Source organism: Mycobacterium sp., assembly GCF_002863225.1.
Taxonomy (GTDB): Bacteria; Actinomycetota; Actinomycetes; order Mycobacteriales; family Mycobacteriaceae; genus Mycobacterium.
Genome location: NZ_PKEK01000052.1, coordinates 107,782 through 132,458, shown reverse-complemented (window position 1 = coordinate 132,458; position 24,677 = coordinate 107,782). Strand labels below are relative to the sequence as shown.

The following is a 24,677-nucleotide window of genomic DNA, read 5'->3' as shown; positions in this document are numbered from 1 at the left end:
ACCGGAGGCTCTGCAATGTCAAGACCGCATGGCGGTGACGGCGATCAGTTGCGCCGTGGTGACCGCAGTGCGGCCGTCACCGAGATCCGAGAGTCGTTGGCGGCGCTCGGGCATCTCGTCAGTGCGGATGACGATCTCAGCACCGGGCGACACGTCGCCGTCGACGTGTTCGACGACGAGCTCGACCATGCGGTACGGGCGTTTCAGCAGAATCGCGGCCTGCTGGTCGACGGCATCGTCGGCGAGGCCACCAACCGCGCGTTGCGCGAGGCGTCCTACCGATTGGGTGCCCGCACACTGCATCACCAGTTCGGCGCCCCGATGTACGGCGATGACGTCGCAACCCTGCAGAACCGGCTGCAGGACCTCGGCTTCTACACCGGCTTGGTCGACGGCTACTTCGGCTTGCAGACCCACACCGGGCTGATGTCCTACCAACGTGAATACGGGCTGTACGCCGACGGCATCTGCGGCCCAGAGACGTTGCGCTCCTTGTACTTTCTCAGTTCACGGGTCACCGGCGGTTCGATACACGCGATCCGCGAGGAAGAGCTGGTACGCCGGTCGGGCCCCAAATTGTCCGGTAAGCGGATCATCATCGACCCGGGCCGCGGTGGCAACGACCACGGCCTGATCGCACACGGCCCGGCGGGCCCGATCAGCGAATCAGACATCCTGTGGGACTTGGGAAGTCGGCTCGAAGGCCGGATGACGGCAATCGGCATGGAGACCTTCCTGTCGCGGCCGACCAACCGCAGCCCGTCCGATCACGAGCGCGCGGCCACCGCCAATGCCGTCGGCGCCGACCTGATGATCAGCCTGCGCTGCGAGACGCAGCCCAGCCCGTCGGCCGGCGGCGTCGCCTCGTTCTACTTCGGCAACTCACACGGCTCGGTGTCGACGATCGGCCGCAATCTGGCCGACTTCATTCAGCGAGAAGTGGTGGCGCGCACTGGTTTACGGGATTGCCGGACGCACGGCCGGACCTGGGACCTGCTGCGGCTGACCCGGATGCCGACGGTGCAGGTCGACATCGGCTACATCACCAACCCACGCGATCGCGGCATGCTGGTCACCACGCAGACCCGGGACGCAATCGCCGAGGGCATCCTGGCCGCAGTCAAGCGGCTGTATCTGCTCGGCAAGAACGACAGGCCCACTGGCACATTCACATTCGCCGAATTGCTGGCCCACGAGCTGGCCGTGGAGCAAGCCGGTCGGGCTAGCGGCTCTTAGTCTTCGCCGACGCCGACGACGCAGCGGGCGCTCCCGCGCCGACCGGCTGTCGCAGCGCGGCAGTTTCCAGCAGTCGCTCCAAGGCGGCCTCGACTTCGGCCTTCCACCCGAGGCCCTTGTCCAGCTCGAGCCTCAGCCGGGGGAAATAGGTGTGCGGCGCAACCACGACAAACCCCACATCCTGCAAAAACTGAGCGTCGATCACACACTGCTCGACCGAGCAGTCCCCCAGCACTTCGAGCACCGGCAACAGCTCCGGGTCGGTGTTGGGTGAGCCGGCCAAGTCCGCCACTGCTTCGGTTCGGCCAAACGCCTCCAGCGCCCGAACGCCGCGGCGGACCAACTCGTCGACCACCCGCGCGATCAGACTGTGGGGCAACTCGTCGGCGGCCGGCCCGGGTTCGACGCGCAGGGAGGTCAGCAACACCGCGTCGGCGGACACCGGCGCGGTCGGAAATCGGTGAGCCCGCGGAACGGTCCGCGGTGGAGCGTAAAACGCGTAACCCAAGCAGGCCGACTCCGCCTCGTCGTCGGCCGGCGCCGAAGTGGCCAGCTGCCCGCAGGAGCCCCACTCCAGCATGACCATCGACAGCCAGGCTTCTTTTTCGAATTCGGGGTCGGCGAGCTGGCTCTGCTCACCGAGCGTCGCGGGGTCCACCTCCCAGAAGACGCAACGGCGCGCGTGCTTCGGAAGCTGATCGAAGGCTTCGAGTCGCAGCGGCGTGATTCGAGCGGACACTAGACTCCTGAGCCTCCGTGGGGTGCGGCCGTGGACGGCCCCGCTTCCCCGCGAACCGGTGGCTGCTCCACCTCGCAGCCGAGCGTACCCCGCTGGAGACGACCGCGATACCCGCGCCGGCCCGCCTCGGGGTGCCCGCACCCCGGCTGGGTGGCGATTTTCGGGCCGTGCCAACCGCCCGGGTGGCCGGCCGAGTGGCTGCCGCTCAAATCGATTGCTGCGCAGATGATTTCGGGTTTTCTTGGCATGTCAGCGCGGCTCGATTTCGCAGAATGTCACAGTGACGTAACGGGTCGGTATGGTCGGTCATCGTTTCGACGAGTTCATCAGCTCGACAATGCGCTGCAAATCGTCCACCGAACCGAACTCCACCACGATCTTGCCCTTTCGCTTGCCCAGACTCACCGTCACGCGGGTGTCGAAGGCACTGGACAGTTGCTCGGCGACATCTTGGAGGCCGGGCATGTGGATCGGCTTGCGCCGGGGTGACGGGGGGTCGCTCGGGCCGGCCCGATTGGCCAGCGTCACCGCCTCCTCGGTCGCGCGAACCGACAGCCCCTCCGCCACAATCCGCGCGGCAAGCGTCTCCTGAGCTTCGGCCCCGGCGTCGAGCGACAGCAGCGCTCGGGCGTGACCAGCCGATAGCACTCCGGCGGCCACGCGGCGCTGAACGGCAATCGGCAGCCGCAACAAGCGGATCATGTTGGAGATCAGCGGGCGCGACCGGCCGATCCGTGCGGCCAGTTCGTCGTGAGTGACGTCGAATTCGTCGAGCAGTTGCTGGTAAGCCGCCGCCTCTTCCAACGGGTTCAATTGCGCCCGGTGGATGTTCTCCAGCAACGCGTCGCGGAGCAGATTGTCGTCGGCGGTTTCGCGCACGATCGCCGGTATGGCGGTCAGGCCGGCCGTCTGGGCCGCCCGCCAGCGCCGCTCCCCCATGACGAGTTGGTAGCGAGGTCCGCTCGTCGCGTTGAGCGCGCGCACCACGATCGGCTGCATCAGTCCGAACTCGCGGATGGAGTGGACGAGCTCGGCGAGCGCTTCGTCGTCGAACACCTGTCGCGGCTGGCGCGGGTTCGGCTCGATGTCGGTCGGCGCGATCTCCCGGTAAACCGCACCGATGTCGGACGCCGCAGCCGGCGGACCGCCCATCAAGACATCCGCGGCCGCGGAGCCGATCTTCGGTCCGCCGAGTCCCGCCGAAGTCGTGTCCCCCTCGGCGGGTCCGGTGGGAATGAGTGAGGCGAGGCCCCGCCCGAGGCCGCCTTTTCTACGCGTCGGTTGGCTCATCGTGCTTCCCCTCCGTCGGGTGTCGTACCGCGCTCCGCGAGTTCGCGACTGGCATCGAGATAGCTCAGCGCACCGCGAGAACCCGGGTCGTACTCGATGATTGTCATGCTGTAGCCCGGCGCCTCGGAGACCTTGACGCTGCGCGGAATCACGGTCCGCAGGACCTTCGGACCGAAGTAGCGCCGAACCTCGTCGGCCACCTGGTCGGCCAACTTGGTCCGCCCGTCGTACATGGTGAGAATGACCGTGCTGACGTCGAGGCCGGGGTTCAGGTGAGCCTTGACCATTTCGATGTTGTTCATCAACTGCGAGACACCTTCCAGGGCGTAGTACTCGCACTGGATCGGGATCAAGACCTCCGGCGCGGCGACCAATGCGTTGATCGTCAGGAGCCCCAGCGATGGTGGGCAGTCGATGAAGACGTAGTCGAAGTCGATGCTGTCGAGCTCGGCCAGCGCGTTGCGCAAGCGGTTCTCGCGAGCCACCATGCTCACCAACTCGATCTCGGCTCCGGCCAGATCGATCGTCGAGGGCACGCAGAACAGCCGTTCGCTGTGCGGACTCTGACGCATCGCTTCCTTGAGCGGGATCTCGCCGAGGAGGACTTCGTACGACGACGGTGTCCCGGAGTGTCGATCGGCGATGCCCAGCGCCGTGCTCGCGTTGCCCTGCGGATCCAGATCGATCACCAGAGTCCGGAGTCCTTGGACCGCGAGGGCGGCGGCCAGGTTGACCGCGGTCGTCGTCTTTCCGACGCCCCCCTTCTGGTTGGCAATCGTGAACAACCGTCGACGGGCCGGCCGACGCAGCGGCTTGTACGCCTTCGACAGCACCTGCATCGCGCGCTCGGCGGCAGCCCCGATCGGGGTCTCGAATTCTGATGTTTCACGTGAAACATGGACCCCGGTGTCCGGACCGAACGAGTCATGCGACGCGCTCATAGGCTCTCCCTGCTCGATCGTTTGCGCGACGGTTTCCGGACCATTTCCGGCCCCTCCCGCCGGGCCACCACCACGGTTGTCGGTGGGGATAAAAGACCCACGCCACATTCCACCACCCTTGCATCCGCCGCACCTAACTTGGCCATCATTCGGCGGTGTTCGACCACTTCTTCGTGAGCCCGCTCCCCCTTGATGGCAAGCAACCGTCCGCCCGGCCTCAGCAACGGCAGGCTCCAGCGGGTGAGCTTGTCCAGTGCGGCGACCGCCCGCGACGTGACCGCGTCAGCCCCACCCGCCACCTCACGCACTGCGCGATCCTCGGCGCGGCCGCGGACCACCTCGACGTCGAGTGCCAACTCATCGATCACCAGCCGGAGGAAGTCTGTACGACGCAACATCGACTCGACCAAGACCACCCGCACCCCGGGTTTGGCGATCGCAACGGGCAGGCCGGGCAGACCGGCGCCACTGCCGATGTCGACGATCCGCTCGCCGGCTTCAACGACTTCGGCGAGCACCGCGCAATTCAATATGTGGCGGTCCCAGATGCGCTCGACTTCTCGTGGACCGAGCAGGCCCCACTCCACGCCGACCGAAGCCAGGAGCTCCGCGTAGCGCTGCGCCAATTCGAGTCGGTCGCCGAAGATGGTCTCCGCGGCGTCAGCAGGCGGTGGCGCGGGCGGTGCGTCGCAATCATCGGGGCCGAGATGTTTCACGTGAAACATTCCTTCCCACCCGCGCGCGATGCCGACGGAGCCGCGGAACTACATCGATGTAACTCGGCGTGCTCTAGTCGATCAGGACGACGACCCGGCGGCCCGGCTCGACGCCTTCGCTCTCGCTGTGCACTCCGTCGATCGCCGCCACGGCGTCGTGCACAATCTTGCGCTCAAACGGCGTCATCGGCGAGAGTTCTTCGCGTTCGCCGGTCTCCAATACGCGCTTGGCGACCTTGTCCCCCAGCGCGGCCAACTCGTCGCGGCGGCGCCGACGCCAGCTCGCGACGTCGAGCATGAGCCGGCTGCGGACGCCGGTCTTCTGGTGCACGGCCAACCGTGTCAGCTCCTGCAGCGCGTCAAGCACTTCGCCCTTGCGGCCGACCAACTTGTTCAGGTCGTCGCTGCCGTCGATGCTGACGATCGCCCGGCTGCCCTCGACGTCGAGGTCGATGTCGCCGTCGAAGTCGAGCAAGTCGAGCAGCTCTTCCAAATAATCGCCGGCGATCTCTCCCTCGGCGACCAAGCGCTCTTCCTGGTCGCCCTCGCCATCACCCTCGGCCGGAGCGCTGCCGTTGGTGGCACCCTCCAACTCCTCCTGTGCCGGCGCTTCGTGGCCCTTGGTTACGTCTTCGGTTTCTGTCATGTCTTCCCTTCCCGTGCCCGGGCGTCGCCCGGTGAAGTCTGGTGTCCGCTCGGCGAAAGTCAGCGGCCGCGTTGCTTCTTCGGCTTGGCTCCCGGCCGCGGCGTGCGGTCGGCAATGCCGGCGTCTGGTGTCGGTGGTTCGGCGGCCGTGCCGTTGCCGTCTGCCGACGCCGTCTTGCCCGACGAACGTTTGGGCTTGGCTCCCGGCGCCGGCGCATTGGCCGCCCGCCGCTCGATCGCCTCGCGCTTCTTTTCCTCTTCTTCGCGCTCGATCATTCCGAACACGTAATGCTGCTGGCCGAACGTCCAGATGTTGTTGGCGAACCAGTAGAAGATGATCGCCAGTGGCAGGAACGGTCCGCCGACCACCACGCCGAGCGGGAAGACGTAGAGCGCCAGCTTGTTCATCATCGCGGTCTGCGGGTTGGCCGCGGCCTCCACACTCTGGCGCGCCACCGATGCCCGGCTGTTGAAGTAGGTGGCGACGCCGGCCAGGATCATCACCGGCACACCCACCGCCGCGACGGCAGGCCGACTGAATTCGAAGCCCTGGAACGCCGCGAGGCTCGCACCGCGCTGAGTCATGCTCGCGCCCAGCGGCGCACCGAAGAGGTTGGCGTCCAGGAAGTGACCGACGTCCTGCGCACTGAAGAAGTAGTTACCCAACGAGCGGTTGCGCTCGGGCGACAGGCCTAGCTGTCCGATCCCACTGGAGGTTCGGTTGAAGCATCGCAACACGTGATACAGACCGAGGAAAACCGGGACCTGAACCAACATCGGCAGACAGCCGAGGATCGGGTTGAACCCGTGTTCCTTCTGGAGCTTCTGCATCTCCAGCGCCATCCGCTGGCGGTCCTTGCTGTACTTCTTCTGCAGCGCCTTTATTTGCGGCTGCAGTTCCTGCATCTGGCGGGTAGTCCGGATCTGGCGGACGAAGGGGTTGTACAAGATCGCCCGCAGGGTGAAGACAAGGAACATCACCGCCAGCGTCCAGGTGACGAAGTTCTTCGGGCCCAGCCCAGGGACGGCCGAGAACGCCTTGTACCAGAGCCACATGATCGCCGAGACCGGATAGTAGAAGTAGTCGAGGCTGAAATAATCAAACGACAACAGAATCACTCTTCCTTAGCGGCGCTTTGGTGTCCCACTCGTGAGCCCCGGCACCCTTGCGCTCAGGTATCGGATCCCATCCTCCTCGATGCCACGGCCCGCATTTCGCGAGCCGAACCGCCGCCAGCCAACTCCCCCGCAGCAACCCGAACTCAGCCAGGGCGTCTACCGCGTATTGACTGCAGGTCGGGGTGAAGCGACATGTCGGCAGCCGCAGCGGCGACACCATGTGCCGGTACAACTGGATGACGAAGATCAGGCCTCGTGCGATCGCGAATTCAGCGCGGCGCACCCGGGATGCGATCGCACTCACCGCTTGCCGCCTGTCGACTCGATGCGGCGCAATCCCGCCCGGAGTTGTTCACTCAATCGGGCCGAGCCGACGTCACGACTACTGGGCAGGGCACGGATCACGATGTGCTCGGACCGGTTCAGATCCGCCAGGACGTCGCGCCCGACGTGACGCAGCCGCCGCGAGAGCCCGTGTCGTTGCACGGCCGATCCGACCGACCGCGAAACGATCAGCCCGAGCTTGGGGTCCCCGGTGGCATGCCGCATATAGATGACCATGTCCGGCTGTGCGGCGCGCCTTCCATGCTTGACCGTCGCGCCGAAATCGGTCGACCTGGTCATGCGGTTTCGTGCGGAAAGCACCGCCGTCACACCGAGGCGGTCAGGCAGTCAGGGAGCGACGGCCCTTGCCACGCCGATTCGACACGATCGCCCGGCCGGCCCTGGTCCGCATCCGCAGGCGGAAACCGTGCACGCGGGCACGGCGCCGGTTATTCGGCTGGAAGGTCCGCTTGCCCTTTGCCACGACTCTCTCCTTGCTGCATCTGACATCGTGCCCGGCACGGTTTCCCCTGCCGGTGGGTCACGCTCTACCCCACGACGCCTCGATAGGCTTTGTGTCTCGCTGGTGACCGGCGCGGCCTCCGGGCCAAGTGCTCGGATCGCAGCCGTATCGCCGACTTTCGGGCGACTGTATGAGGGTACTGACCCCTGTTCGCCCGGTCAAACCACACCTGCGGACCGCTGTGCCCGACGTCGATCCTTCACTGTCGCCACACCTGCCACCGAGGTCAGACCAATCGTCCCAAAGCGGCTCCGAATGTTGCCGAACGGTTGGCGCGGACGAGGAAAACTGTTAGCTTCGGGCGGTGCTGTTTCACACCGAAACGGCGCTGGACAACGAAGCAAGGATGGCGGATCGGCCTCCTAGCCAGCCGATTGTGAACGGCAGTCTCGAGCGCCGATCCCGCGAGCCGTCAGGGGTACGCTGCGATGCGCTGGCCGCTATCCTCTCCACACCTGTGGATAACTGTGTGGACAGTTCGTCGTCGGCACTACTGGTAGAACTTTCACGTCGTAGCAGGGGGACCCGTCGTTGACCGAGGACCCCGGATCCAGCTTCGCGACGGTCTGGAGTGCAGTCGTTTCGGAACTCAACGGCGAACTCTCCACAGAAGGCGCCGTTCTCAACGGCGGACCGTACGTCCCGCCCCTGACACCGCAGCAGCGGGCGTGGCTGAATCTGGTGCAGCCGCTCACGATCGTCGAAGGCTTCGCTCTGCTGTCAGTCCCGAGCAGCTTTGTCCAGAACGAGATCGAACGGCACCTTCGGACCCAGATCACCGACGCGCTGAGTCGCCGGCTCGGCCAGCAGGTCGAGCTCGGTGTGCGTATCTCACCTTTGACATCCGATGAGTCCGACGACCGCGCCAACGCCGCTTTCGATGAGGCGGTCGACGACCTCGACGAGATCGACGAGGACGGCGAAGCTCTAGCCAGCGCACAGCAGAGCTGGCCGTCGTATTTCTCCGAGCGACCGCACAGCCAGGCCGCCGACGCGGCAGCCGGGGTCAGCTTGAACCGCCGCTACACCTTCGACACCTTCGTCATCGGCGCCTCGAACCGCTTTGCCCACGCCGCGGCGCTGGCGATCGCCGAAGCGCCGGCCCGGGCCTACAACCCGCTGTTCATTTGGGGAGAGTCCGGTCTGGGTAAGACTCACCTGCTGCACGCCGCCGGGAACTACGCCCAACGCCTGTTCCCCGGAATGCGGGTGAAGTACGTCTCCACCGAAGAGTTCACCAACGACTTCATCAACTCCCTGCGTGACGACCGCAAGGTCGCCTTCAAACGCAGCTATCGCGACGTCGATGTGCTGCTCGTCGACGACATCCAGTTCATCGAGGGCAAGGAAGGTATCCAGGAAGAGTTCTTCCATACCTTCAACACGCTGCACAATGCCAACAAGCAGATCGTGATTTCGTCCGATCGCCCGCCGAAACAGCTTGCGACACTTGAAGATCGGCTGCGAACGCGGTTTGAGTGGGGTCTGATCACCGACGTTCAACCGCCGGAGCTGGAGACCCGCATCGCGATCCTGCGCAAGAAGGCACAGATGGAACGGCTCAATGTTCCCGACGATGTGCTGGAGCTGATTGCCAGCAGCGTCGAGCGCAACATCCGTGAACTCGAGGGGGCGTTGATCCGCGTCACGGCGTTCGCGTCGCTGAACAAGGCACCGATCGACAAGTCGCTGGCCGAGATCGTGTTGCGCGATCTGATTGCCGACGCCAGCACCATGCAGATCAGCGCCGCCACGATCATGGCTGCCACCGCGGAGTACTTCGACACCACGGTCGAGGAATTACGTGGTCCCGGCAAGACCCGGGCGCTGGCCCAGTCCCGGCAGATCGCCATGTATCTGTGCCGCGAGCTCACCGACTTGTCACTGCCCAAGATCGGGCAGGCATTCGGCCGCGATCACACCACCGTGATGTACGCGCAAAAGAAGATCCTTTCCGAGATGGCCGAGCGGCGTGAGGTCTTCGATCACGTCAAAGAGCTCACCACCCGGATCCGCCAGCGCTCCAAGCGCTGATCCTTCGCCCGCAACTCGAGCCTCGAGTGGCATCGCCCTGCCCGAAAACCGGGCTTCCTGCCCTGTTTTGTGCTGCTCGAACCCCGGAAATTTCAAAAAACTTTGGACTCGGCGTCACCACCAGTCACAGCACAGGCTGTGGATGACGTTGTGCGCAAACTGCTGACATGTGCGCTACGAACGCCCGATCCGTCCACAGTCGCAACCCATCCCCAACCGCTGCACACAAACCACACAGTCCGTCCCCGTGTCATGCACAACCCAGCCGGCGTCGCCAGCAGCGCAGACACCATGCTGTCCCCAACATGCACAGGCCTTATTACTGTTATTGAAATCCCTACAAAGTTTGTTCTTCAGAAAAGGCCGTTGGGGACGAGCCGTTCCACACCTCGTGATCCAGGCTCGAAATCCCCGAGTGTCACTGCATTCGATTAGCTTTCAAGAACGCCTCCGACGCTCTACGGTTGTGGTTCGACGGCCGGGTTCGGTGGTCGGAGTGATTACGGGCACGGGCGTCCGTCGGCGGGGATTCCACGGGGTTGAGCCGCTGAAGTAAGCCTTGCTGTTCGGGGTGATGAAGGGACGCAATGGACGTGGCGACGACCGCCGTCGGCCTGACCGACTTGAAGTTCCGCCTGGTGCGGGACGACTTCGCTGATGCAGTGGCGTGGGTGGCGCGGACGCTGCCGTCTCGGCCGACGGTGCCGGTGCTGGCCGGCGTGTTGCTGACCGGATCCGATGATGGCCTGACGATTTCCGGATTCGACTACGAAGTCTCCGCCGAAGTCCGCTTGGCAGCCGAAATTGCTTCTCCGGGAACAGCTTTGGTTTCCGGTCGGCTACTTTCTGACATCACCCGGGCGCTGCCGAACAAGCCGGTCGACGTGCAGGTCGAGGGCACCAGGGTCTCGCTGGCCTGCGGAAGTGCGAAGTTCTCCCTGCCGACGATGGCGGTCGAGGATTACCCGACGTTGCCGACGCTGCCCGACGAGACCGGTGCATTGCCGGGCGATGTGTTCGCCGAGGCGATCAGCCAGGTCGCGGTCGCGGCCGGTCGTGACGACACGCTGCCGATGCTGACCGGGATCAGAGTCGAAATCTCGGGGCAGTCAGTGGTTTTGGCCGCCACCGATCGATTCCGGTTGGCGGTTCGCGAGTTGACCTGGTCGGCCGCTGCACCGGATGTCGAAGCCGCGGTGCTGGTACCGGCCAAGACCCTGTCGGAAGCCGCCAAGAGCGGAACCGACGGCGCCGAGGTGCACTTGTCGCTGGGCGCCGGGCCGTCGGTGGGCAAGGACGGGCTCCTTGGCATCAGTGGGAATGGAAAGCGCAGCACGACCCGGCTGCTGGATGCCGAGTTCCCGAAGTTCCGGCAGCTGCTGCCCAGCGAGCACACGGCGGTAGCCACTCTCGGTGTCGCGGAGCTCACCGAGGCCATCAAGCGCGTCGCGCTGGTCGCTGATCGCGGAGCCCAGGTCCGGATGGAATTCTCCGGCGACACGTTGCGGTTGTCGGCCGGCGCCGACGACGTCGGCCGCGCCGAGGAAGACGTCCAGGTGGAATTCGCTGGTGAACCACTCACCATCGCGTTCAATCCGACGTATCTCACCGACGGTCTGGGTTCTCTCCACTCGGACCGGGTGTCGTTCGGGTTCACCACGCCGAGCCGGCCCGCGGTGTTACGTCCGGCCGGTGACGGTGACACCCAACCGACCGACAGCGGACCCTTCCCGGCGATCCAGACGGACTACGTGTATTTGCTGATGCCGGTTCGTCTGCCCGGTTAGTAGCGAGGTGTACGTCCGTCATCTGGGCTTGCGGGACTTCCGGTCTTGGTCGACTGTCGATCTCGAGCTGACTCCGGGCCGGACGGTGTTCGTCGGTTCCAATGGCTTCGGCAAGACGAATCTGGTTGAGGCGCTGTGGTATTCGTCGACATTGGGATCACACCGGGTGGCCACCGACGCACCGCTGATCCGGTTCGGGGCGCAGCGTGCGGTGGTGTCGACCATCGTGGTGAACGACGGCCGCGAGTGCGCCGTCGATCTGGAGATCACCGCCGGCCGAGCCAACAAGGCCAGACTCAACCGGTCGCCGGTGCGAAGCCCGCGCGAAATTCTAGGGGTGCTGCGTGCGGTGTTGTTCGCCCCGGAGGATCTGGCGCTGGTGCGCGGCGATCCCGGTGATCGTCGGCGGTATCTCGACGACCTGGCCGCGGTGCGCCGGCCCCGGGTGGCCGGTATCCGCGCGGATTACGACAAAGTGCTGCGGCAGCGCACGGCGTTGCTGAAGTCGGCATCCGGCGGGCGTTTTCGTGGTGATCACGGAGCGCTGGACACCCTCGACGTGTGGGACGGCCACCTGGCGACGCACGGCGCCGAGTTGATGGCGGCCCGCATCGCGCTGGTCAACGAACTGGCGCCGGAGGTCCAGAAGAGTTACCAATTGCTCGCCCCGGCCTCGCGGCCCGCATCGATCGTCTATCACGCCAGCGTCGACATCGATCCCGACCAGCCCGATGTCGATGTCCTGCGGACCGCCCTGCTGGAGAAAATGGCGGCCCGCCGCGACGCCGAACTCGACCGCGGGGTGTGTCTGGTCGGTCCGCACCGTGACGACCTCGAGCTCCGGCTCGGCGAACAACCCGCGAAAGGCTTTGCCAGCCATGGGGAATCGTGGTCGATGGCACTCGCTTTGCGCCTGGCGTCGTACGAGCTGCTGCGCGCCGGCGGCAGCGATCCGGTGCTGCTGCTCGACGACGTGTTCGCCGAACTAGACGCCGCCCGCCGCGAGGCGCTGGCGGCGGCGGCCTCGTCCGCGGAACAGGTGCTGGTGACTGCGGCGGTGGTCGACGACATTCCCAGCGACTGGTTGGCCGACCGTATCGACATCACGCTGAACGACGACGACAGCGGCCCGGCCTCGGCGATACTGAATCACGAGCCTGAAGAGGAGTGACGCGGTGAGCGACGAAGAACCCGAAGACAGCGCGGCGCCCCCGGAGCACCTCAGCGGATTGAAAGGCATGGACCTGGTCCGGCGCGCGTTGGAAGAGGCCCGCGGCTCCGCGCGCACCCAGGGTAAAGACGTCGGCCGGGGCCGCCGGCTCCCGCCGACCCGCCGGGCGGCCGGGGCCGGTAGCCGCCGGCGCTGGTCGGGTCCCGGACCCGACGCCCGCGATCCGCAGCCCCTCGCCGGCGCGACCCGCGACCTGGCCAAAAAGCAGGGGTGGTCGTCAAAGGTGGCCGAGGGCGCGGTATTCGGTCAATGGTCGACGGTGGTGGGCGCGCAGATCGCCGAGCATGCGACCCCGACTGGACTGCGGGACGGGGTGCTGACTGTGACGGCCGAGTCGACGGCCTGGGCCACGCAATTACGGCTGATCCAGAATCAGGTGCTGGCCAAGATCGCGGCGGAGGTCGGCAACGGTGTGGTGACCAGTCTGCGGATCACCGGGCCGACCGCGCCATCGTGGCGCAAGGGTCCGCTGCACATCTCCGGCCGCGGTCCCCGCGACACCTACGGATGACGCACCGGGTCCATTCCCCTGAGGGCCGTCACAACGCAGAAAACTCCGGCGTCAAGCGTCAGGACGCAAGACAGATCGAAAAATTCCCCACACGGCGCAAATAGCTGTGCAGAAACGCCCTCGCAGAGTCAGTCCGGAACGGGCTTGACGGTAGAGTGGAATTGATCCGCGCGGGGCCGACGGTCCCAGGCCCTGGAGGCCGGAGAGAAATACCAAGGAGAGCGTTCCGCTAGTGGCTGCCAAAGAACAGTACGGTGCCGAGTCGATCAAGGTCCTCGAAGGCCTGGAGGCGGTCCGTAAGCGCCCGGGTATGTACATCGGCTCGACCGGGGAAAGAGGGCTCCACCACCTGGTCTGGGAAGTCGTCGACAATGCGGTGGACGAGGCCATGGCGGGATTCGCCACCCAGGTCGACGTGCGCATCCTCGAAGACGGGGGTGTCGAGGTCACCGACAACGGCCGCGGCATCCCGGTGGCGATGCACTCCACCGGCATTCCGACGGTCGACGTCGTGATGACCGTTCTGCACGCCGGCGGCAAGTTCGAAGAAGGCGCCTACCAGGTCTCCGGTGGCCTGCACGGTGTCGGGGTGTCGGTGGTGAACGCCCTGTCCAGCCGACTCGAGGCAGACATCCGCACCGACGGATCCGAGTGGTTCCAGACCTACGACCACTCCGTTCCCGGCACGCTCAAGCAGGGCGACAAGACCACGAAGACCGGGACCACCATCCGCTTCTGGGCCGATCCCAACATCTTCGAGACCACCAACTACGACTTCGAGACCGTGGCCCGCCGGCTGCAGGAGATGGCGTTCCTGAACAAAGGCCTGACCATCAACCTCAGCGACGAGCGGGTGACCAAAGACGAGGTCGTCGACGAGGTGGTCAGCGACACCGCCGAAGCCCCGAAGTCGGCTGAGGAAAAAGTCGCCGAATCCGTTGCGCCGCAAAAGGTCAAGCACCGCACCTTCCACTACCCGGGCGGGCTGGTCGACTTCGTCAAGCACATCAACCGGACCAAGAGCCCGATCCACTCCACGATCGTCGACTTCTCGGGGAAGGGCCCCGGCCACGAGGTCGAGATCGCGATGCAGTGGAACGGCGGTTACTCCGAATCGGTGCACACCTTCGCCAACACCATCAACACCCACGAGGGCGGCACCCACGAAGAGGGGTTCCGCAGCGCGCTGACCACGGTGGTGAACCGGTACGCCAAAGACAAGAAGCTGCTGAAAGAGAAGGACTCCAACCTCACCGGCGACGATATCCGCGAGGGCCTGGCGGCGGTCATCTCGGTGAAGGTCGGCGAGCCGCAGTTCGAGGGCCAGACCAAGACCAAGCTGGGTAACACCGAGGTCAAGTCCTTCGTGCAGAAGATCTGTAACGAGGAGTTGCAGCACTGGTTCGACGCGAATCCCTCCGACGCCAAGACGGTTGTCAACAAGGCGGTGTCGTCGGCCCAGGCCCGCATCGCTGCCCGCAAGGCGCGAGAGTTGGTGCGGCGCAAGAGCGCCACCGACATCGGCGGGTTGCCGGGTAAGCTGGCCGACTGCCGCTCCACCGACCCGAGCAAGTCGGAAGTGTATGTGGTGGAAGGCGATTCGGCCGGCGGTTCGGCGAAGAGTGGCCGCGACTCGATGTTCCAGGCCATCCTCCCGTTGCGGGGCAAGATCATCAACGTCGAGAAGGCCCGCATCGATCGGGTGCTGAAAAACACTGAAGTCCAAGCGATCATCACCGCGCTGGGCACCGGAATCCACGACGAGTTCGACATCACCAAGTTGCGGTATCACAAGATCGTGCTGATGGCCGACGCAGACGTCGACGGCCAGCACATCTCGACACTGCTGCTGACGTTGTTGTTCCGGTTCATGCGGCCGCTGATCGAGAACGGGCACGTGTTCCTGGCCCAGCCGCCGCTGTACAAGTTGAAGTGGCAGCGCAGTGAACCCGAATTCGCCTACTCCGACCGCGAGCGCGACGGATTGCTGGAGGCCGGGCGGGCGGCAGGCCGAAAGATCAACGCCGAAGACGGTATTCAACGCTACAAGGGTCTCGGCGAGATGGACGCCAAGGAGCTGTGGGAGACCACGATGGATCCGTCAGTGCGGGTGCTGCGACGGATCACCCTCGACGACGCGGCTGCGGCCGACGAGCTGTTCTCCATCCTGATGGGCGAGGACGTCGAAGCCCGGCGCAGTTTCATCACCCGTAACGCCAAAGATGTTCGCTTCCTTGATGTTTAAGAAGTCGAGACGGCTGACCGAAGGAACACATGACTGACACCACGCTGCCGCCGGGTGACGAGGCCGGCGACCGCATCGAACCGGTCGACATCCAGCACGAGATGCAGCGCAGCTACATCGACTACGCGATGAGCGTCATCGTCGGGCGCGCGCTACCCGAAGTACGCGACGGCCTCAAGCCGGTGCACCGCCGGGTGCTCTACGCGATGTTCGACTCGGGCTTCCGGCCTGACCGCGGCCACGCGAAATCCGCACGCTCCGTTGCCGAGACGATGGGAAACTACCACCCGCACGGTGACTCGTCGATCTACGACACCCTGGTCCGGATGGCGCAGCCCTGGTCGCTGCGCTACCCCCTGGTGGACGGGCAGGGCAACTTCGGCTCCCCGGGGAACGACCCGCCGGCCGCGATGCGTTACTGCGTTACTGGTGACGCGTTGGTTCGTCTGCCGTTAGGCCAGTCGGTGAGGATTGCGGACGTTGTCGCGAACGCAAAACCGAATTCTGACAACGCGATTGAGATGAAGGTTCTTGACAGGCACAGCAACCCGGTGTCTGTCGACCGCCTGTTTCACTCGGGTGAGCACCAGACTTACACGGTGACTACGGCCGAAGGCTACGAGGTCACGGGTACGGCCAACCATCCCCTGCTGTGTCTGGTGGATGTGGCCGGTGTGCCAACACTGCTGTGGAAGCTCATCGAAGAGATCCGGCCGGACGATCACGTCGTGCTGCAACGCACTCCGCCGGTAGAGCTCGGCCCTGCAGACTGGGAGCCGACAATGGAAGCGCTACTGCTCGGCGCGTTTGTGAGCGAGGGGTTTGTCTCGGACAAGCGCGCGGGGTTCAACAACCTCGACCGCAACTACTTCGACACGGTATTAGCAGCGTACGACGCCGTAATCGGCGGGAAGCGATACGTTTCCAGCCGCCGAATCGCGTCGGGTTCGGTACTGCATGAACTTGACGTCCAGAACCTCAGCGCATTGAAGCAGAGCCGACTCAGTGAGTTGACCGGTCTAAGGTCCGCAGACAAAGTTATTCCTGAGTGGTTATGGAACTCGACTGCCGCGGTAAAGCGGGCTTTCCTCCAAGCACTTTTCGAAGGAGACGGCTCGTGTTCGCGGTTACCGCGCAATACGATCCAGATTTCGTATTCGACCCGGAGCCAACGGCTCGCTAAAGACGTTCAGCAGATGCTGATGGAGTTCGGGGCCGTGTCGAAGCGCTACCACCACGCCGTCGGTGAGCACAAAGTAGTCATCACGAACCGCGCGCACGCCGAGCTGTTCGCCGCCCAGATCGGTTTCGGTGGCGCGAAGCAAGAGAAGCTTCTCGGTATTTTGTCGGCAATGCCGCCATGCGCCGGCATGGACTCCGACCACGTGCCGGGGCTGGGACGGTTCATACGTAGGCACTGCGGCAGCCGCTGGGTCGATAAGGATTGGTTGAACCGACACAACATCGATCGCTTGTCGCGATGGAGGCGCGATGGCGAAGGAATTCTCTCCCGTATCGCTGATCCCGATGTCCGCGCCATTGCGACTGAGCTGACCGACGGCCGTTTCTACTACGCGCGAGTGGCCGCGGTGACCGATGCCGGGATGCAGCAGGTGTATAGCCTCCGGGTCGACACCGACGATCACTCGTTCGTGACCAATGGCTTCGTCAGCCACAACACCGAAGCGCGGCTGACTCCGCTGGCGATGGAGATGCTACGCGAAATCGACGAGGAGACAGTCGATTTCATTCCGAACTACGACGGCCGGGTGCAAGAGCCGACCGTGCTGCCAAGCCGGTTCCCGAACCTGCTGGCCAACGGCTCCGGCGGTATCGCGGTCGGTATGGCGACCAACATTCCACCGCACAACCTGCGCGAGTTGGCCGAGGCCGTGTACTGGTGTCTGGACAATCACGAGGCCGACGAAGAAGCCACCCTTGCCGCGGTGTGCGAACGGGTCAAAGGCCCGGACTTCCCCACCCACGGTCTGATCGTCGGATCGCAGGGTATCCACGACGCCTACACCACCGGGCGCGGTTCCATTAGGATGCGCGGAGTCGTCGAGGTAGAAGAGGATGCGCGCGGGCGCACCGGCCTGGTGATTACCGAGTTGCCGTATCAGGTCAACCACGACAACTTCATCACCTCGATCGCCGACCAGGTCCGCGACGGCAAGCTGGGCGGCATCTCCAATATCGAAGACCAGTCCAGCGACCGGGTCGGTCTGCGGATCGTCGTGGAGATCAAGCGCGACGCGGTGGCCAAGGTGGTGCTGAACAACCTCTACAAGCACACCCAGCTGCAGACCAGCTTCGGTGCCAACATGCTCTCGATCGTCGACGGGGTGCCGCGCACCCTGCGGATCGACCAGATGATCCGTTACTACGTCGCCCACCAACTCGACGTGATCATCCGGCGGACCACCTACCGGCTGCGCAAGGCCAACGAACGCGCACACATCTTGCGCGGTTTGGTGAAAGCCCTTGACGCACTTGACGAAGTGATCGCGTTGATACGCGCGTCGGAGACCGTCGACATCGCCCGCAGCGGCCTGATCGAGTTGCTGGACATCGACGAAATCCAGGCCCAGGCCATCCTGGACATGCAGCTGCGCCGCCTGGCCGCCCTGGAGCGTCAGCGCATCGTCGACGATCTGGCCAAGATCGAGGCCGAGATCGCCGACCTCGAGGACATTCTGGCCAAGCCGGAGCGGCAACGCGCGATCGTGCACGACGAGCTCAAGGAGCTCGCCGACAAGTACGGCGACGACCGCCGGACCCGGATCATCGCCGCCGACGGTGACGTCGCCGACGAAGATTTGATCGCCCGCGAAGACGTCGTGGTCACCATCACCGAGACCGGCTATGCGAAGCGGACCAAGACCGACCTGTACCGCAGCCAGAAGCGCGGCGGTAAGGGAGTTCAGGGCGCCGGGCTGAAGCAGGACGACATCGTGCGGCACTTCTTCGTCTGCTCGACGCACGACTGGATCCTGTTCTTCACCACCCAGGGCCGGGTGTACCGCGCCAAGGCCTACGACCTGCCGGAAGCGTCGCGCACCGCGCGCGGCCAGCACGTCGCGAACCTGCTGGCCTTCCAGCCGGAGGAGCGGATCGCGCAGGTCATCCAGATCAAGAGCTACGAGGACGCGCCCTATCTGGTGCTAGCCACCCGCAAGGGTCTGGTCAAGAAGACCAAGCTGACCGACTTCGACTCCAACCGCTCCGGCGGCATCGTCGCGGTCAACCTGCGCGACGGCGACGAGCTGGTCGGCGCCGTGCTGTGCTCCGCGGAGGAGGATCTGCTGTTGGTCTCGGCCAACGGACAGTCGATCCGGTTCTCCGCCACCGACGAGGCGTTGCGGCCGATGGGCCGGGCCACCTCGGGTGTGCAGGGCATGCGGTTCAACACCGACGACTACCTGTTGTCGCTGAACGTGGTCAGCGAGGGCACATTCCTGCTGGTGGCGACGTCCGGTGGGTACGCCAAGCGGACCGCGATCGAGGAGTACACCGCGCAGGGACGCGGCGGTAAAGGCATTCTGACGATCCAGTACGACACCCGTCGTGGCAAGCTCGTGGGAGCGCTGATCGTCGACGACGACAGCGAGGTGTTCGCGATCACCTCCGGCGGCGGAGTGATCCGGACGAGGGCCCAGCAGGTCCGTAAGGCCGGGCGGCAGACCAAGGGCGTTCGCTTGATGAACTTGGGCGATGGCGACACACTGTTAGCCATCGCACGCAACGCCGAAGAGGCTGATGTCGTCGACGAGGAGTCCGACGGCGAAGCCGAGGAGTAGGCGGTCGCCGGCCGCTAGGGCGGCCGGTGGCACAGTTAGGAGCTGTGGGAGTGACCTCACCGAACGAGCCGGTTCGTCCCGGAGCGGGCGATGGCCCGAACGGGTCCGGCGGTAACGCGGCCGCGGCCCCACGGAAGCGTCCGCCCGCCCGCCCGTCGCCTCCGCAGCAGCGCCAACCGACCCGCGGAGCCGCAGCACCGAGCGCCGAGGCACGGCTGAACCGGTTCATCTCCGGCACCGCCGCGCCCGGCGGCACCAAGACCCCATCGACCGAGGCAGAGCCGGCCCCGGCTCCCCCGCAGAACGAGAGCCGGGATACCGATGCTTACGCCAGCGAACTGCCCGACCTGTCCGGCCCGATTCCCCGTGGCGGACAACGGAAGTCGAGCGTCGACCGGACGGACGAGCCGATGACCGCGCCGGTCCGGTCGGAGGGCCGCATCCAGGTTTCGTCGCGGACGCCGGGTCCGCTTCGGGCCAGCATGCAGATTCGCCGAGTCGATCCGTGGAGCACTTTGAAGGTGTCGGCGGTGTTGTCGGTGGCGCTGTTCTTCGTCTGGATGATCGCGGTCGCATTCCTGTATCTCGTGCTCGGCGGCATGGGCGTGTGGAGCAAGCTGAACAGCAACGTCGGCGACCTCCTCAACAACAGCGGGGGCAGCGCCGAGCTGGTGTCCAGCGGCACGATCTTCGGTGGCGCCATCTTGATCGGCCTGGTGAACATCGTGCTGCTCACCGCCGCGGCGACAATCGGCGCGTTCATCTACAACTTGACCACCGACCTGATCGGCGGAGTAGAGGTGACGCTGGCCGACCGAGACTGACGTTTTGGGCGCAGACGCTCGGGTGCGGTAATCTCGTCGCTCGTCCGTGTGCGCGTGCGGGCCTATAGCTCAGGTGGTTAGAGCGCTTCGCTGATAACGAAGAGGTCGGAGGTTCGAGTCCTCCTAGGCCCACAACCATGTGTTCGCCAAGACGTTTCGTGAGACTGGCGTTGCCGCTGGCAGCGATCGCGTTGCTGGCGGTGGCGATCCGGTCTCGGGACAGCGTCGAGGTCTGGCACGTGGCCGCCGACCAGATCGATGGCCGGTTCCCTACTGATCAACATCAGGGGCCTTAGCTCAGTTGGTAGAGCGCTGCCTTTGCAAGGCAGATGTCAGGAGTTCGAATCTCCTAGGCTCCACAATTCAACCTTCTTCGCAGGAAATGGTGAGCATTCAGCGCCAGACCCCGAATACAGCGGCATCCGGCGTTAGGGTTCCCGTCATGCGAGGTGGGCGCTCGAGCATGACCGCTGCCTTGTACGGACCGCGCGGTTCGCGTACCTGCGGCGCGGCGTCGTCGCGCGGCGAGCCGGCGGATTCGGTGGATCCGCGAAAGCGCCGAGGATGGGGTCGGGCCGAGTACGAGTCGGCCACGTTAGGGATACGCGATACCGGCCATCTCTCAGCGCTCAAAGTCATCATCGGCGCGATGTGCATGTCCCTGGTGGTACTCGGGGTCATCGTGCAGCTCCATCCGCAGGCCCCGCACGGTCTCGCTCGGCGACTGGTCCATGGCGCCGTGCTGCTCTCGGCAGCAGCGGTCGGCATGCACTGGATCCTCCGACCGTGGCCGAGTTACCGTGGCGCACTTGCCTTCGTCATCTGGGCCGACCTGTCGATCGCGACCTGCGCCACCGTGATGGCCGGGCCCGCAGCTCAACTGAACACCACCATCCACATGGGCATGGTGGGGGTGTTCACCGCCTTCCTGTTGGGCTGGCAGGTCTCGGCCGCCCACTGCGCCTTCGCCTCTGCGGTCATAGCAGGTCTCACCGCGTCGGCCGTCATACGCGGGGACGCCACCTTGCTCGATCTCTACATCTACTACGACCCCGCCCTTGCCTCGGTGGTGGTGCTGCCGGTGATCATTCAGGCGGTCATCGAAGGTGGGCGACGATCGATCGGTAGAGCCAACCGACACGCTGTCCGAGACCCCCTCACCGGCCTGTTCAACCGACGAGGTATGCAGATAACAGTGCAGGCCGCCTTGACCACGCTGGTCACCTCGACGGTCATCGCGGTCGCGGTGTTGGACGTCGACCGCTTCAAAGCACTCAACGACTCCCGTGGCCACGACGCCGGCGACGCCGCGCTTCAGGAACTTGCCCGGCAGCTTCGTGGGACTGTGCGTCACGACGGCGATCTCGTCGCCCGCACCGGCGGGGATGAGTTCGCGATCATCGCGTACCTGAACACCCGCGACGAGCTGGATGATTTCATCGACCGCTGCGCCCAGTTGCACGCCGGCAACGCGGTGGTCAGCACCAGCATCGGCATCGCCTGGCAGGCGACCGGGGACGGGCACCTCAACCTCGACGCCTTGCTTCATCAGGCCGACACCGCGATGTATCGCGCGAAGCGCGGTGGGGGCAACAGCGTCGTTGTCCATGAGCCCGCAGCGGGGTAGCCGGCGTCCGCCTCAGCCGCCGCCGATCAGTTGCCGGCGCTAGGCACCTTCGCCGTCGTCGGCCAGGTACGTCACGTCATACCAGCGCCGCGACTCTTCGTAGCTCTCGGTCCCGGCAGCCGCCTCGAGCCGCACGTCGCACAGATGCGAATTGGACAGCCGGATGTAGCTTTCCAGTTCGGTGTCGCGCTCCTCGCCGGTCAGGGCGCGGTTGGCGAGTGCCCGGCCGTCGTAGCGGTGCCAGCTCACGGGCGATCAGGGTCGATGGTCGACGTCGACGCTGGGCGGCAGCGACGAGGTGTCCCGCTGCGACGAGCGGCGGATGACCGAGAACGCCACGGCACCGACCGCGAGCACACCCGCGGCGGCGCCGGCCAGCAGCCACGGCCGCGGCTTGCGCCGCTGGGAGCGACGCGCCTGGGCGAGAGCTTCGGGCAGACCGCTGACGACTTCCTGGGCGGCGGCCAACTCCTGGGCCAACGCCTCCTGCGCGTTGCGGAGGTCGCGGGCCAGCCGGCCTTGCTGGTAGCGGCGGCGCAGGCTGGACGCGCCGGCTTGCGCGGAGTGCACGCTCAGACCGACCACGCCGCGGGTCACGTCGACCGGGCCGACCGCCGTATAGGTCAACCCCCGGCCCAGTCGCTCCCGCGGGGTCAACCGGATGTCGTTCTTGGCGCCCATTTCTCACCCTTTCGCAAGACCCCCTGGGAATACGTCAGAGGCTACCGGCACCGGATGTCCGGCGGGGCGGACGGTGATGGCAGACTGTGATCCCGTGACTTCCAGCCAGATTCAGACCGCCACCGCCACGCTGCACACCAACCGCGGCGACATCAAGATCGCCTTGTTCGGAAACCACGCCCCCAAGACCGTCGCCAACTTCGTCGGCCTGGCCCAGGGCACCAAGGAGTACTCGACCGAGAACGCCTCCGGAGGAAGCTCCGGCCCGTTCTACGACGGGGCCGTGTTCCACCGAGTGATCAACGGCTTCATGATCCAGGGCGGCGACCCGACCGGCACCGGCCGCGGCGGCCCGGGCTACAAGTTCGCCGACGAGTTCCACCCCGAGCTCCAGTTCGACAAGCCGTACCTGTTGGCGATGGCCAACGCCGGACCGGGCACCAACGGCTCGCAGTTCTTCATCACGGTCGGCCAGACCCCGCACCTGAACCGCAAGCACACCATCTTCGGTGAGGTCGTCGACGGGGATTCGCAGGGCGTCGTGGACGCGATCGCCACCACGGCGACCGGCCCGGGCGACCGGCCCAGCGAGCCCGTCGTCATCGAGTCGATCACGATCTCCTAGCCGCAAAACAGAAGCCAGGGTCGTGTCGCGGAGGCGATCACGACCCTGGCTTACGTTTCGCGGACGCTAGCCCGCGTAGCCGCGGGCGGTCAGCGCGTCGAGCACGTCGATCGGGTCGGTGCCGAGATCCCATCGGGAGAACACGAACAGGCGACCGTCGTGGGCGTCCATCTCGAGCAGCCTGGTTTTGCGTCCGATCCGGCGGAACTCGGTGATTCGGATCAGCTTGATGTCGGAGCGTCGCAGCTGCTGCGCTCGTATCCAGCCGCCCACGCGCAGGCCGTCGTCGGTGATTGCCAGCTTCGGGCGGGCGCGCCAGGTCCCGGCAGCAAACAGGATCAGTCCGGCCGCCGAAATACCCAGCAAAAGCCGGCCCGGGGCGTCTGTGACAACGGTCACACACGTGGTAGCCATCACAATTCCGACAAGCCCACACGCTGCGGTTCCCGCCGCAGACGGCGCCCACTGTGTTTGCTGCACGAGGCTCCTAAGAGGTCTACCACCACCGACGCGGTTATCCACAAGCGCTATGCACAATGGGGATGAATCACACGCGTGTGATCTGTTCTCTCATCCGTTGCTGGCATCACGACAGCGCCCGGTGAGAGCACGTTGAGTCAGGCCTACCGCCACCGCATCGTGAGCAACAACCCACTGATCATGAAAGCAAAGGCGACGGCGTAGTTCCACGGCCCGAGGTCGGCCATCCAGTTCAGCATCGACGGTGCGTCGGCGCCGGTGGCCGCCAACTGGAAGACCATCAGCCAGATCAAGCCGATCAGCATCAGGCCGCAGAACAGCACCACGAACCACACGCTGGACGGGCCGGCCTTGACTTTGACCGGGGTGCGGCTCACCGCGTGTGCGGTGAAGTCGGTCTTCTTGCGAACCTTGGACTTGGGCATTTCTACCTCGGGTATACCTCGGAGCTACGGTAGGCAGAGCGTGTGCAACGACGAGCCTAACGCACTCACCAGCGGTGGACGGAGAGCCGATGCCCAGACGGATCCCGCGGCCGCTGCCCGCGCGCGACGGCGGCAAGCGGCCGTCGCCCTGGCGGGTGGGTGTCCCGGTGGTGTGCCTGCTGGCCGGGCTGATGATCGGCGCCACGCACGGGGTGTCGCGCGGCGGTGAGATCCGGCGCAGCGACGCACCCCGGCTGGTCGACCTGGTCCGCAGCGAACAGTCCGCCGTCGACCGACTGACCAGCGAGCGCGATCGGCTGGACAACACCCTCGATTCCACCCACGGCCGATCCGCCGACGCCGCTCTGGCGGCGATGCTGCGACGGTCGGCGGAGTTGGCCGGGGAAGCCGGACTGGAGCCGGTGCACGGACCGGGGCTGACCGTCACGCTCAACGACGCCCAGCGCGACGCCAACGGCCGCTTCCCCCGCGACGCCTCCCCCGACGATCTCGTCGTGCACCAGCAGGACATCCAGGCCGTCATGAACGCGTTGTGGAGCGCGGGCGCGGAGGCCATCCAGATGCAGGATCAGCGGATCATCGCCACCTCAGTGGCCCGCTGCGTGGGCAACACCCTGCTGCTCAACGGGCGGACCTACAGCCCGCCGTACACCATCACCGCGATCGGCGACGCGACCGCGATGCAGGCCGCACTGGCCGCCGCTCCCCTGGTGATCCTCTACAAGCAGTACGTGGTGCGGTTCGGCCTGGGCTACACCGAGCACACCACCGCCGACGCCCACGTCGTCGGGCACAGCGAGCCGGTGCGGATGCACTTCGCCGAGGCCGCCGGCCCGGTCAGTTACTGAGCTCA

The 24,677-nt window shown here is 65.5% G+C and carries 24 protein-coding genes and 2 tRNA genes; 13 read left to right on the top strand and 13 right to left on the bottom strand.

Annotated elements, in window-relative coordinates; all coding sequences use genetic code 11:
• The first annotated feature begins 15 nt into the window (after window positions 1-15).
• Window positions 16-1,236 (top strand): N-acetylmuramoyl-L-alanine amidase, encoded by a 1,221-nt coding sequence (locus CYU59_RS18820; RefSeq protein WP_293001426.1) that lies wholly within the window; start codon window positions 16-18, stop codon window positions 1,234-1,236.
• On the opposite strand, the gene CYU59_RS18815 is transcribed toward CYU59_RS18820, so the two are convergent.
• The 9 genes from CYU59_RS18815 to rpmH form a co-directional block, all read right to left on the bottom strand.
• On the bottom strand, window positions 1,223-1,975 hold the full coding sequence (locus CYU59_RS18815) for an acetyltransferase (protein ID WP_293001424.1): 753 nt from the start codon (window positions 1,973-1,975) through the stop codon (window positions 1,223-1,225). The genes CYU59_RS18820 and CYU59_RS18815 overlap by 14 nt on opposite strands.
• 306 nt (window positions 1,976-2,281) lie before the next feature.
• The gene (locus tag CYU59_RS18810; RefSeq protein WP_293001422.1) at window positions 2,282-3,265 is read right to left on the bottom strand and encodes a ParB/RepB/Spo0J family partition protein; all 984 of its coding nucleotides are present in this window, start codon (window positions 3,263-3,265) and stop codon (window positions 2,282-2,284) included.
• Window positions 3,262-4,206, bottom strand: a complete 945-nt coding sequence (locus CYU59_RS18805; RefSeq protein WP_293001420.1) for a ParA family protein — start codon at window positions 4,204-4,206, stop codon at window positions 3,262-3,264. The genes CYU59_RS18810 and CYU59_RS18805 overlap by 4 nt, the downstream gene beginning before the upstream one ends.
• Window positions 4,203-4,931: a 16S rRNA (guanine(527)-N(7))-methyltransferase RsmG gene (gene rsmG / locus CYU59_RS18800; protein WP_293001417.1), complete on the bottom strand. Its 729-nt coding sequence runs from the start codon at window positions 4,929-4,931 to the stop codon at window positions 4,203-4,205. Before rsmG ends, CYU59_RS18805 begins: the two co-directional genes overlap by 4 nt.
• A 64-nt stretch (window positions 4,932-4,995) precedes the next feature.
• On the bottom strand, window positions 4,996-5,568 hold the full coding sequence (locus tag CYU59_RS18795) for a R3H domain-containing nucleic acid-binding protein (RefSeq protein ID WP_293001414.1): 573 nt from the start codon (window positions 5,566-5,568) through the stop codon (window positions 4,996-4,998).
• A gap of 59 nt (window positions 5,569-5,627) precedes the next feature.
• Complete coding sequence (gene yidC, locus CYU59_RS18790; protein ID WP_293001474.1) at window positions 5,628-6,683, bottom strand: membrane protein insertase YidC; 1,056 nt, start codon at window positions 6,681-6,683, stop codon at window positions 5,628-5,630.
• Window positions 6,667-6,990, bottom strand: a complete 324-nt coding sequence (gene yidD / locus CYU59_RS18785; protein WP_293001412.1) for a membrane protein insertion efficiency factor YidD — start codon at window positions 6,988-6,990, stop codon at window positions 6,667-6,669. Before yidD ends, yidC begins: the two co-directional genes overlap by 17 nt.
• On the bottom strand, window positions 6,987-7,331 hold the full coding sequence (gene rnpA, locus CYU59_RS18780) for a ribonuclease P protein component (protein WP_293001410.1): 345 nt from the start codon (window positions 7,329-7,331) through the stop codon (window positions 6,987-6,989). Before rnpA ends, yidD begins: the two co-directional genes overlap by 4 nt.
• A gap of 19 nt (window positions 7,332-7,350) precedes the next feature.
• A complete protein-coding gene (gene rpmH / locus CYU59_RS18775; protein ID WP_293001408.1) occupies window positions 7,351-7,494 on the bottom strand; it encodes a 50S ribosomal protein L34 in 144 nt (47 codons plus the stop codon).
• A gap of 570 nt (window positions 7,495-8,064) precedes the next feature.
• Here rpmH and dnaA point away from each other — a divergent pair.
• The 10 genes from dnaA to CYU59_RS18725 all read left to right on the top strand — a co-directional run bounded on the left by dnaA (window position 8,065) and on the right by CYU59_RS18725 (window position 21,592).
• On the top strand, window positions 8,065-9,567 hold the full coding sequence (gene dnaA / locus CYU59_RS18770) for a chromosomal replication initiator protein DnaA (protein ID WP_293001406.1): 1,503 nt from the start codon (window positions 8,065-8,067) through the stop codon (window positions 9,565-9,567).
• 587 nt (window positions 9,568-10,154) lie between these two features.
• Entirely contained in the window at window positions 10,155-11,354 is a 1,200-nt protein-coding gene (gene dnaN, locus CYU59_RS18765) for a DNA polymerase III subunit beta (RefSeq protein ID WP_293001404.1), read from the top strand.
• Between the two features lie 7 nt (window positions 11,355-11,361).
• A complete protein-coding gene (recF, locus tag CYU59_RS18760) occupies window positions 11,362-12,525 on the top strand; it encodes a DNA replication/repair protein RecF (protein ID WP_293001402.1) in 1,164 nt (387 codons plus the stop codon).
• Window positions 12,526-12,529: 4 nt separating this feature from the next.
• On the top strand, window positions 12,530-13,096 hold the full coding sequence (locus CYU59_RS18755; protein ID WP_293001400.1) for a DUF721 family protein: 567 nt from the start codon (window positions 12,530-12,532) through the stop codon (window positions 13,094-13,096).
• Window positions 13,097-13,328: 232 nt separating this feature from the next.
• Entirely contained in the window at window positions 13,329-15,341 is a 2,013-nt protein-coding gene (gene gyrB, locus CYU59_RS18750; protein WP_293001398.1) for a DNA topoisomerase (ATP-hydrolyzing) subunit B, read from the top strand.
• A 29-nt stretch (window positions 15,342-15,370) separates the two neighbouring features.
• The gene (gene gyrA / locus CYU59_RS18745) at window positions 15,371-19,141 is read left to right on the top strand and encodes an intein-containing DNA gyrase subunit A (protein WP_293001396.1); all 3,771 of its coding nucleotides are present in this window, start codon (window positions 15,371-15,373) and stop codon (window positions 19,139-19,141) included.
• A gap of 50 nt (window positions 19,142-19,191) precedes the next feature.
• A complete protein-coding gene (locus tag CYU59_RS18740; RefSeq protein WP_293001394.1) occupies window positions 19,192-19,965 on the top strand; it encodes a DUF3566 domain-containing protein in 774 nt (257 codons plus the stop codon).
• Between the two features lie 58 nt (window positions 19,966-20,023).
• A tRNA-Ile gene (locus CYU59_RS18735) sits at window positions 20,024-20,097 on the top strand.
• A gap of 154 nt (window positions 20,098-20,251) precedes the next feature.
• A tRNA-Ala gene (locus CYU59_RS18730) sits at window positions 20,252-20,324 on the top strand.
• Window positions 20,325-20,428: 104 nt separating this feature from the next.
• Window positions 20,429-21,592, top strand: a complete 1,164-nt coding sequence (locus CYU59_RS18725) for a GGDEF domain-containing protein (protein WP_293001392.1) — start codon at window positions 20,429-20,431, stop codon at window positions 21,590-21,592.
• A gap of 39 nt (window positions 21,593-21,631) precedes the next feature.
• On the opposite strand, the gene CYU59_RS18720 is transcribed toward CYU59_RS18725, so the two are convergent.
• Both CYU59_RS18720 and cwsA read right to left on the bottom strand, forming a co-directional pair.
• The gene (locus CYU59_RS18720) at window positions 21,632-21,841 is read right to left on the bottom strand and encodes a hypothetical protein (RefSeq protein ID WP_293001390.1); all 210 of its coding nucleotides are present in this window, start codon (window positions 21,839-21,841) and stop codon (window positions 21,632-21,634) included.
• 6 nt (window positions 21,842-21,847) lie between these two features.
• A complete protein-coding gene (gene cwsA, locus CYU59_RS18715; RefSeq protein ID WP_293001388.1) occupies window positions 21,848-22,273 on the bottom strand; it encodes a cell wall synthesis protein CwsA in 426 nt (141 codons plus the stop codon).
• A gap of 76 nt (window positions 22,274-22,349) precedes the next feature.
• On the opposite strand from cwsA, the gene CYU59_RS18710 reads away from it, so the two are divergent.
• Window positions 22,350-22,898: a peptidylprolyl isomerase gene (locus tag CYU59_RS18710; RefSeq protein WP_293001386.1), complete on the top strand. Its 549-nt coding sequence runs from the start codon at window positions 22,350-22,352 to the stop codon at window positions 22,896-22,898.
• Between the two features lie 66 nt (window positions 22,899-22,964).
• Here the strand turns inward: CYU59_RS18710 and CYU59_RS18705 are convergent, their stop codons facing one another.
• Both CYU59_RS18705 and crgA read right to left on the bottom strand, forming a co-directional pair.
• Entirely contained in the window at window positions 22,965-23,378 is a 414-nt protein-coding gene (locus tag CYU59_RS18705) for a PH domain-containing protein (protein WP_293001384.1), read from the bottom strand.
• Between the two features lie 143 nt (window positions 23,379-23,521).
• Window positions 23,522-23,803: a cell division protein CrgA gene (gene crgA, locus CYU59_RS18700; protein ID WP_293001382.1), complete on the bottom strand. Its 282-nt coding sequence runs from the start codon at window positions 23,801-23,803 to the stop codon at window positions 23,522-23,524.
• An 89-nt stretch (window positions 23,804-23,892) separates the two neighbouring features.
• Between crgA and CYU59_RS18695 the strand changes: the two genes are divergently transcribed.
• Window positions 23,893-24,672, top strand: coding sequence for a DUF881 domain-containing protein (locus CYU59_RS18695; protein WP_293001380.1), 780 nt, complete (start codon window positions 23,893-23,895; stop codon window positions 24,670-24,672).
• The last annotated feature ends 5 nt before the right edge of the window (window positions 24,673-24,677 follow it).

Excerpts from the sequence above, each read along its gene's own strand:
- CYU59_RS18820 (WP_293001426.1), top strand. The coding sequence starts at position 16 with ATGTCAAGACCGCATGGCGGTGACGGCGATCAGTTGCGCCGTGGTGAC.
- CYU59_RS18810 (WP_293001422.1), bottom strand. The coding sequence starts at position 3,265 with ATGAGCCAACCGACGCGTAGAAAAGGCGGCCTCGGGCGGGGCCTCGCC.
- CYU59_RS18805 (WP_293001420.1), bottom strand. The coding sequence starts at position 4,206 with ATGAGCGCGTCGCATGACTCGTTCGGTCCGGACACCGGGGTCCATGTT.
- rsmG (WP_293001417.1), bottom strand. The coding sequence starts at position 4,931 with ATGTTTCACGTGAAACATCTCGGCCCCGATGATTGCGACGCACCGCCC.
- CYU59_RS18795 (WP_293001414.1), bottom strand. The coding sequence starts at position 5,568 with ATGACAGAAACCGAAGACGTAACCAAGGGCCACGAAGCGCCGGCACAG.
- dnaN (WP_293001404.1), top strand. The coding sequence starts at position 10,155 with ATGGACGTGGCGACGACCGCCGTCGGCCTGACCGACTTGAAGTTCCGC.
- gyrA (WP_293001396.1), top strand. The coding sequence starts at position 15,371 with ATGACTGACACCACGCTGCCGCCGGGTGACGAGGCCGGCGACCGCATC.
- CYU59_RS18725 (WP_293001392.1), top strand. The coding sequence starts at position 20,429 with ATGACCGCTGCCTTGTACGGACCGCGCGGTTCGCGTACCTGCGGCGCG.
- cwsA (WP_293001388.1), bottom strand. The coding sequence starts at position 22,273 with ATGGGCGCCAAGAACGACATCCGGTTGACCCCGCGGGAGCGACTGGGC.
- CYU59_RS18710 (WP_293001386.1), top strand. The coding sequence starts at position 22,350 with ATGGCAGACTGTGATCCCGTGACTTCCAGCCAGATTCAGACCGCCACC.
- crgA (WP_293001382.1), bottom strand. The coding sequence starts at position 23,803 with ATGCCCAAGTCCAAGGTTCGCAAGAAGACCGACTTCACCGCACACGCG.
- CYU59_RS18695 (WP_293001380.1), top strand. The coding sequence starts at position 23,893 with ATGCCCAGACGGATCCCGCGGCCGCTGCCCGCGCGCGACGGCGGCAAG.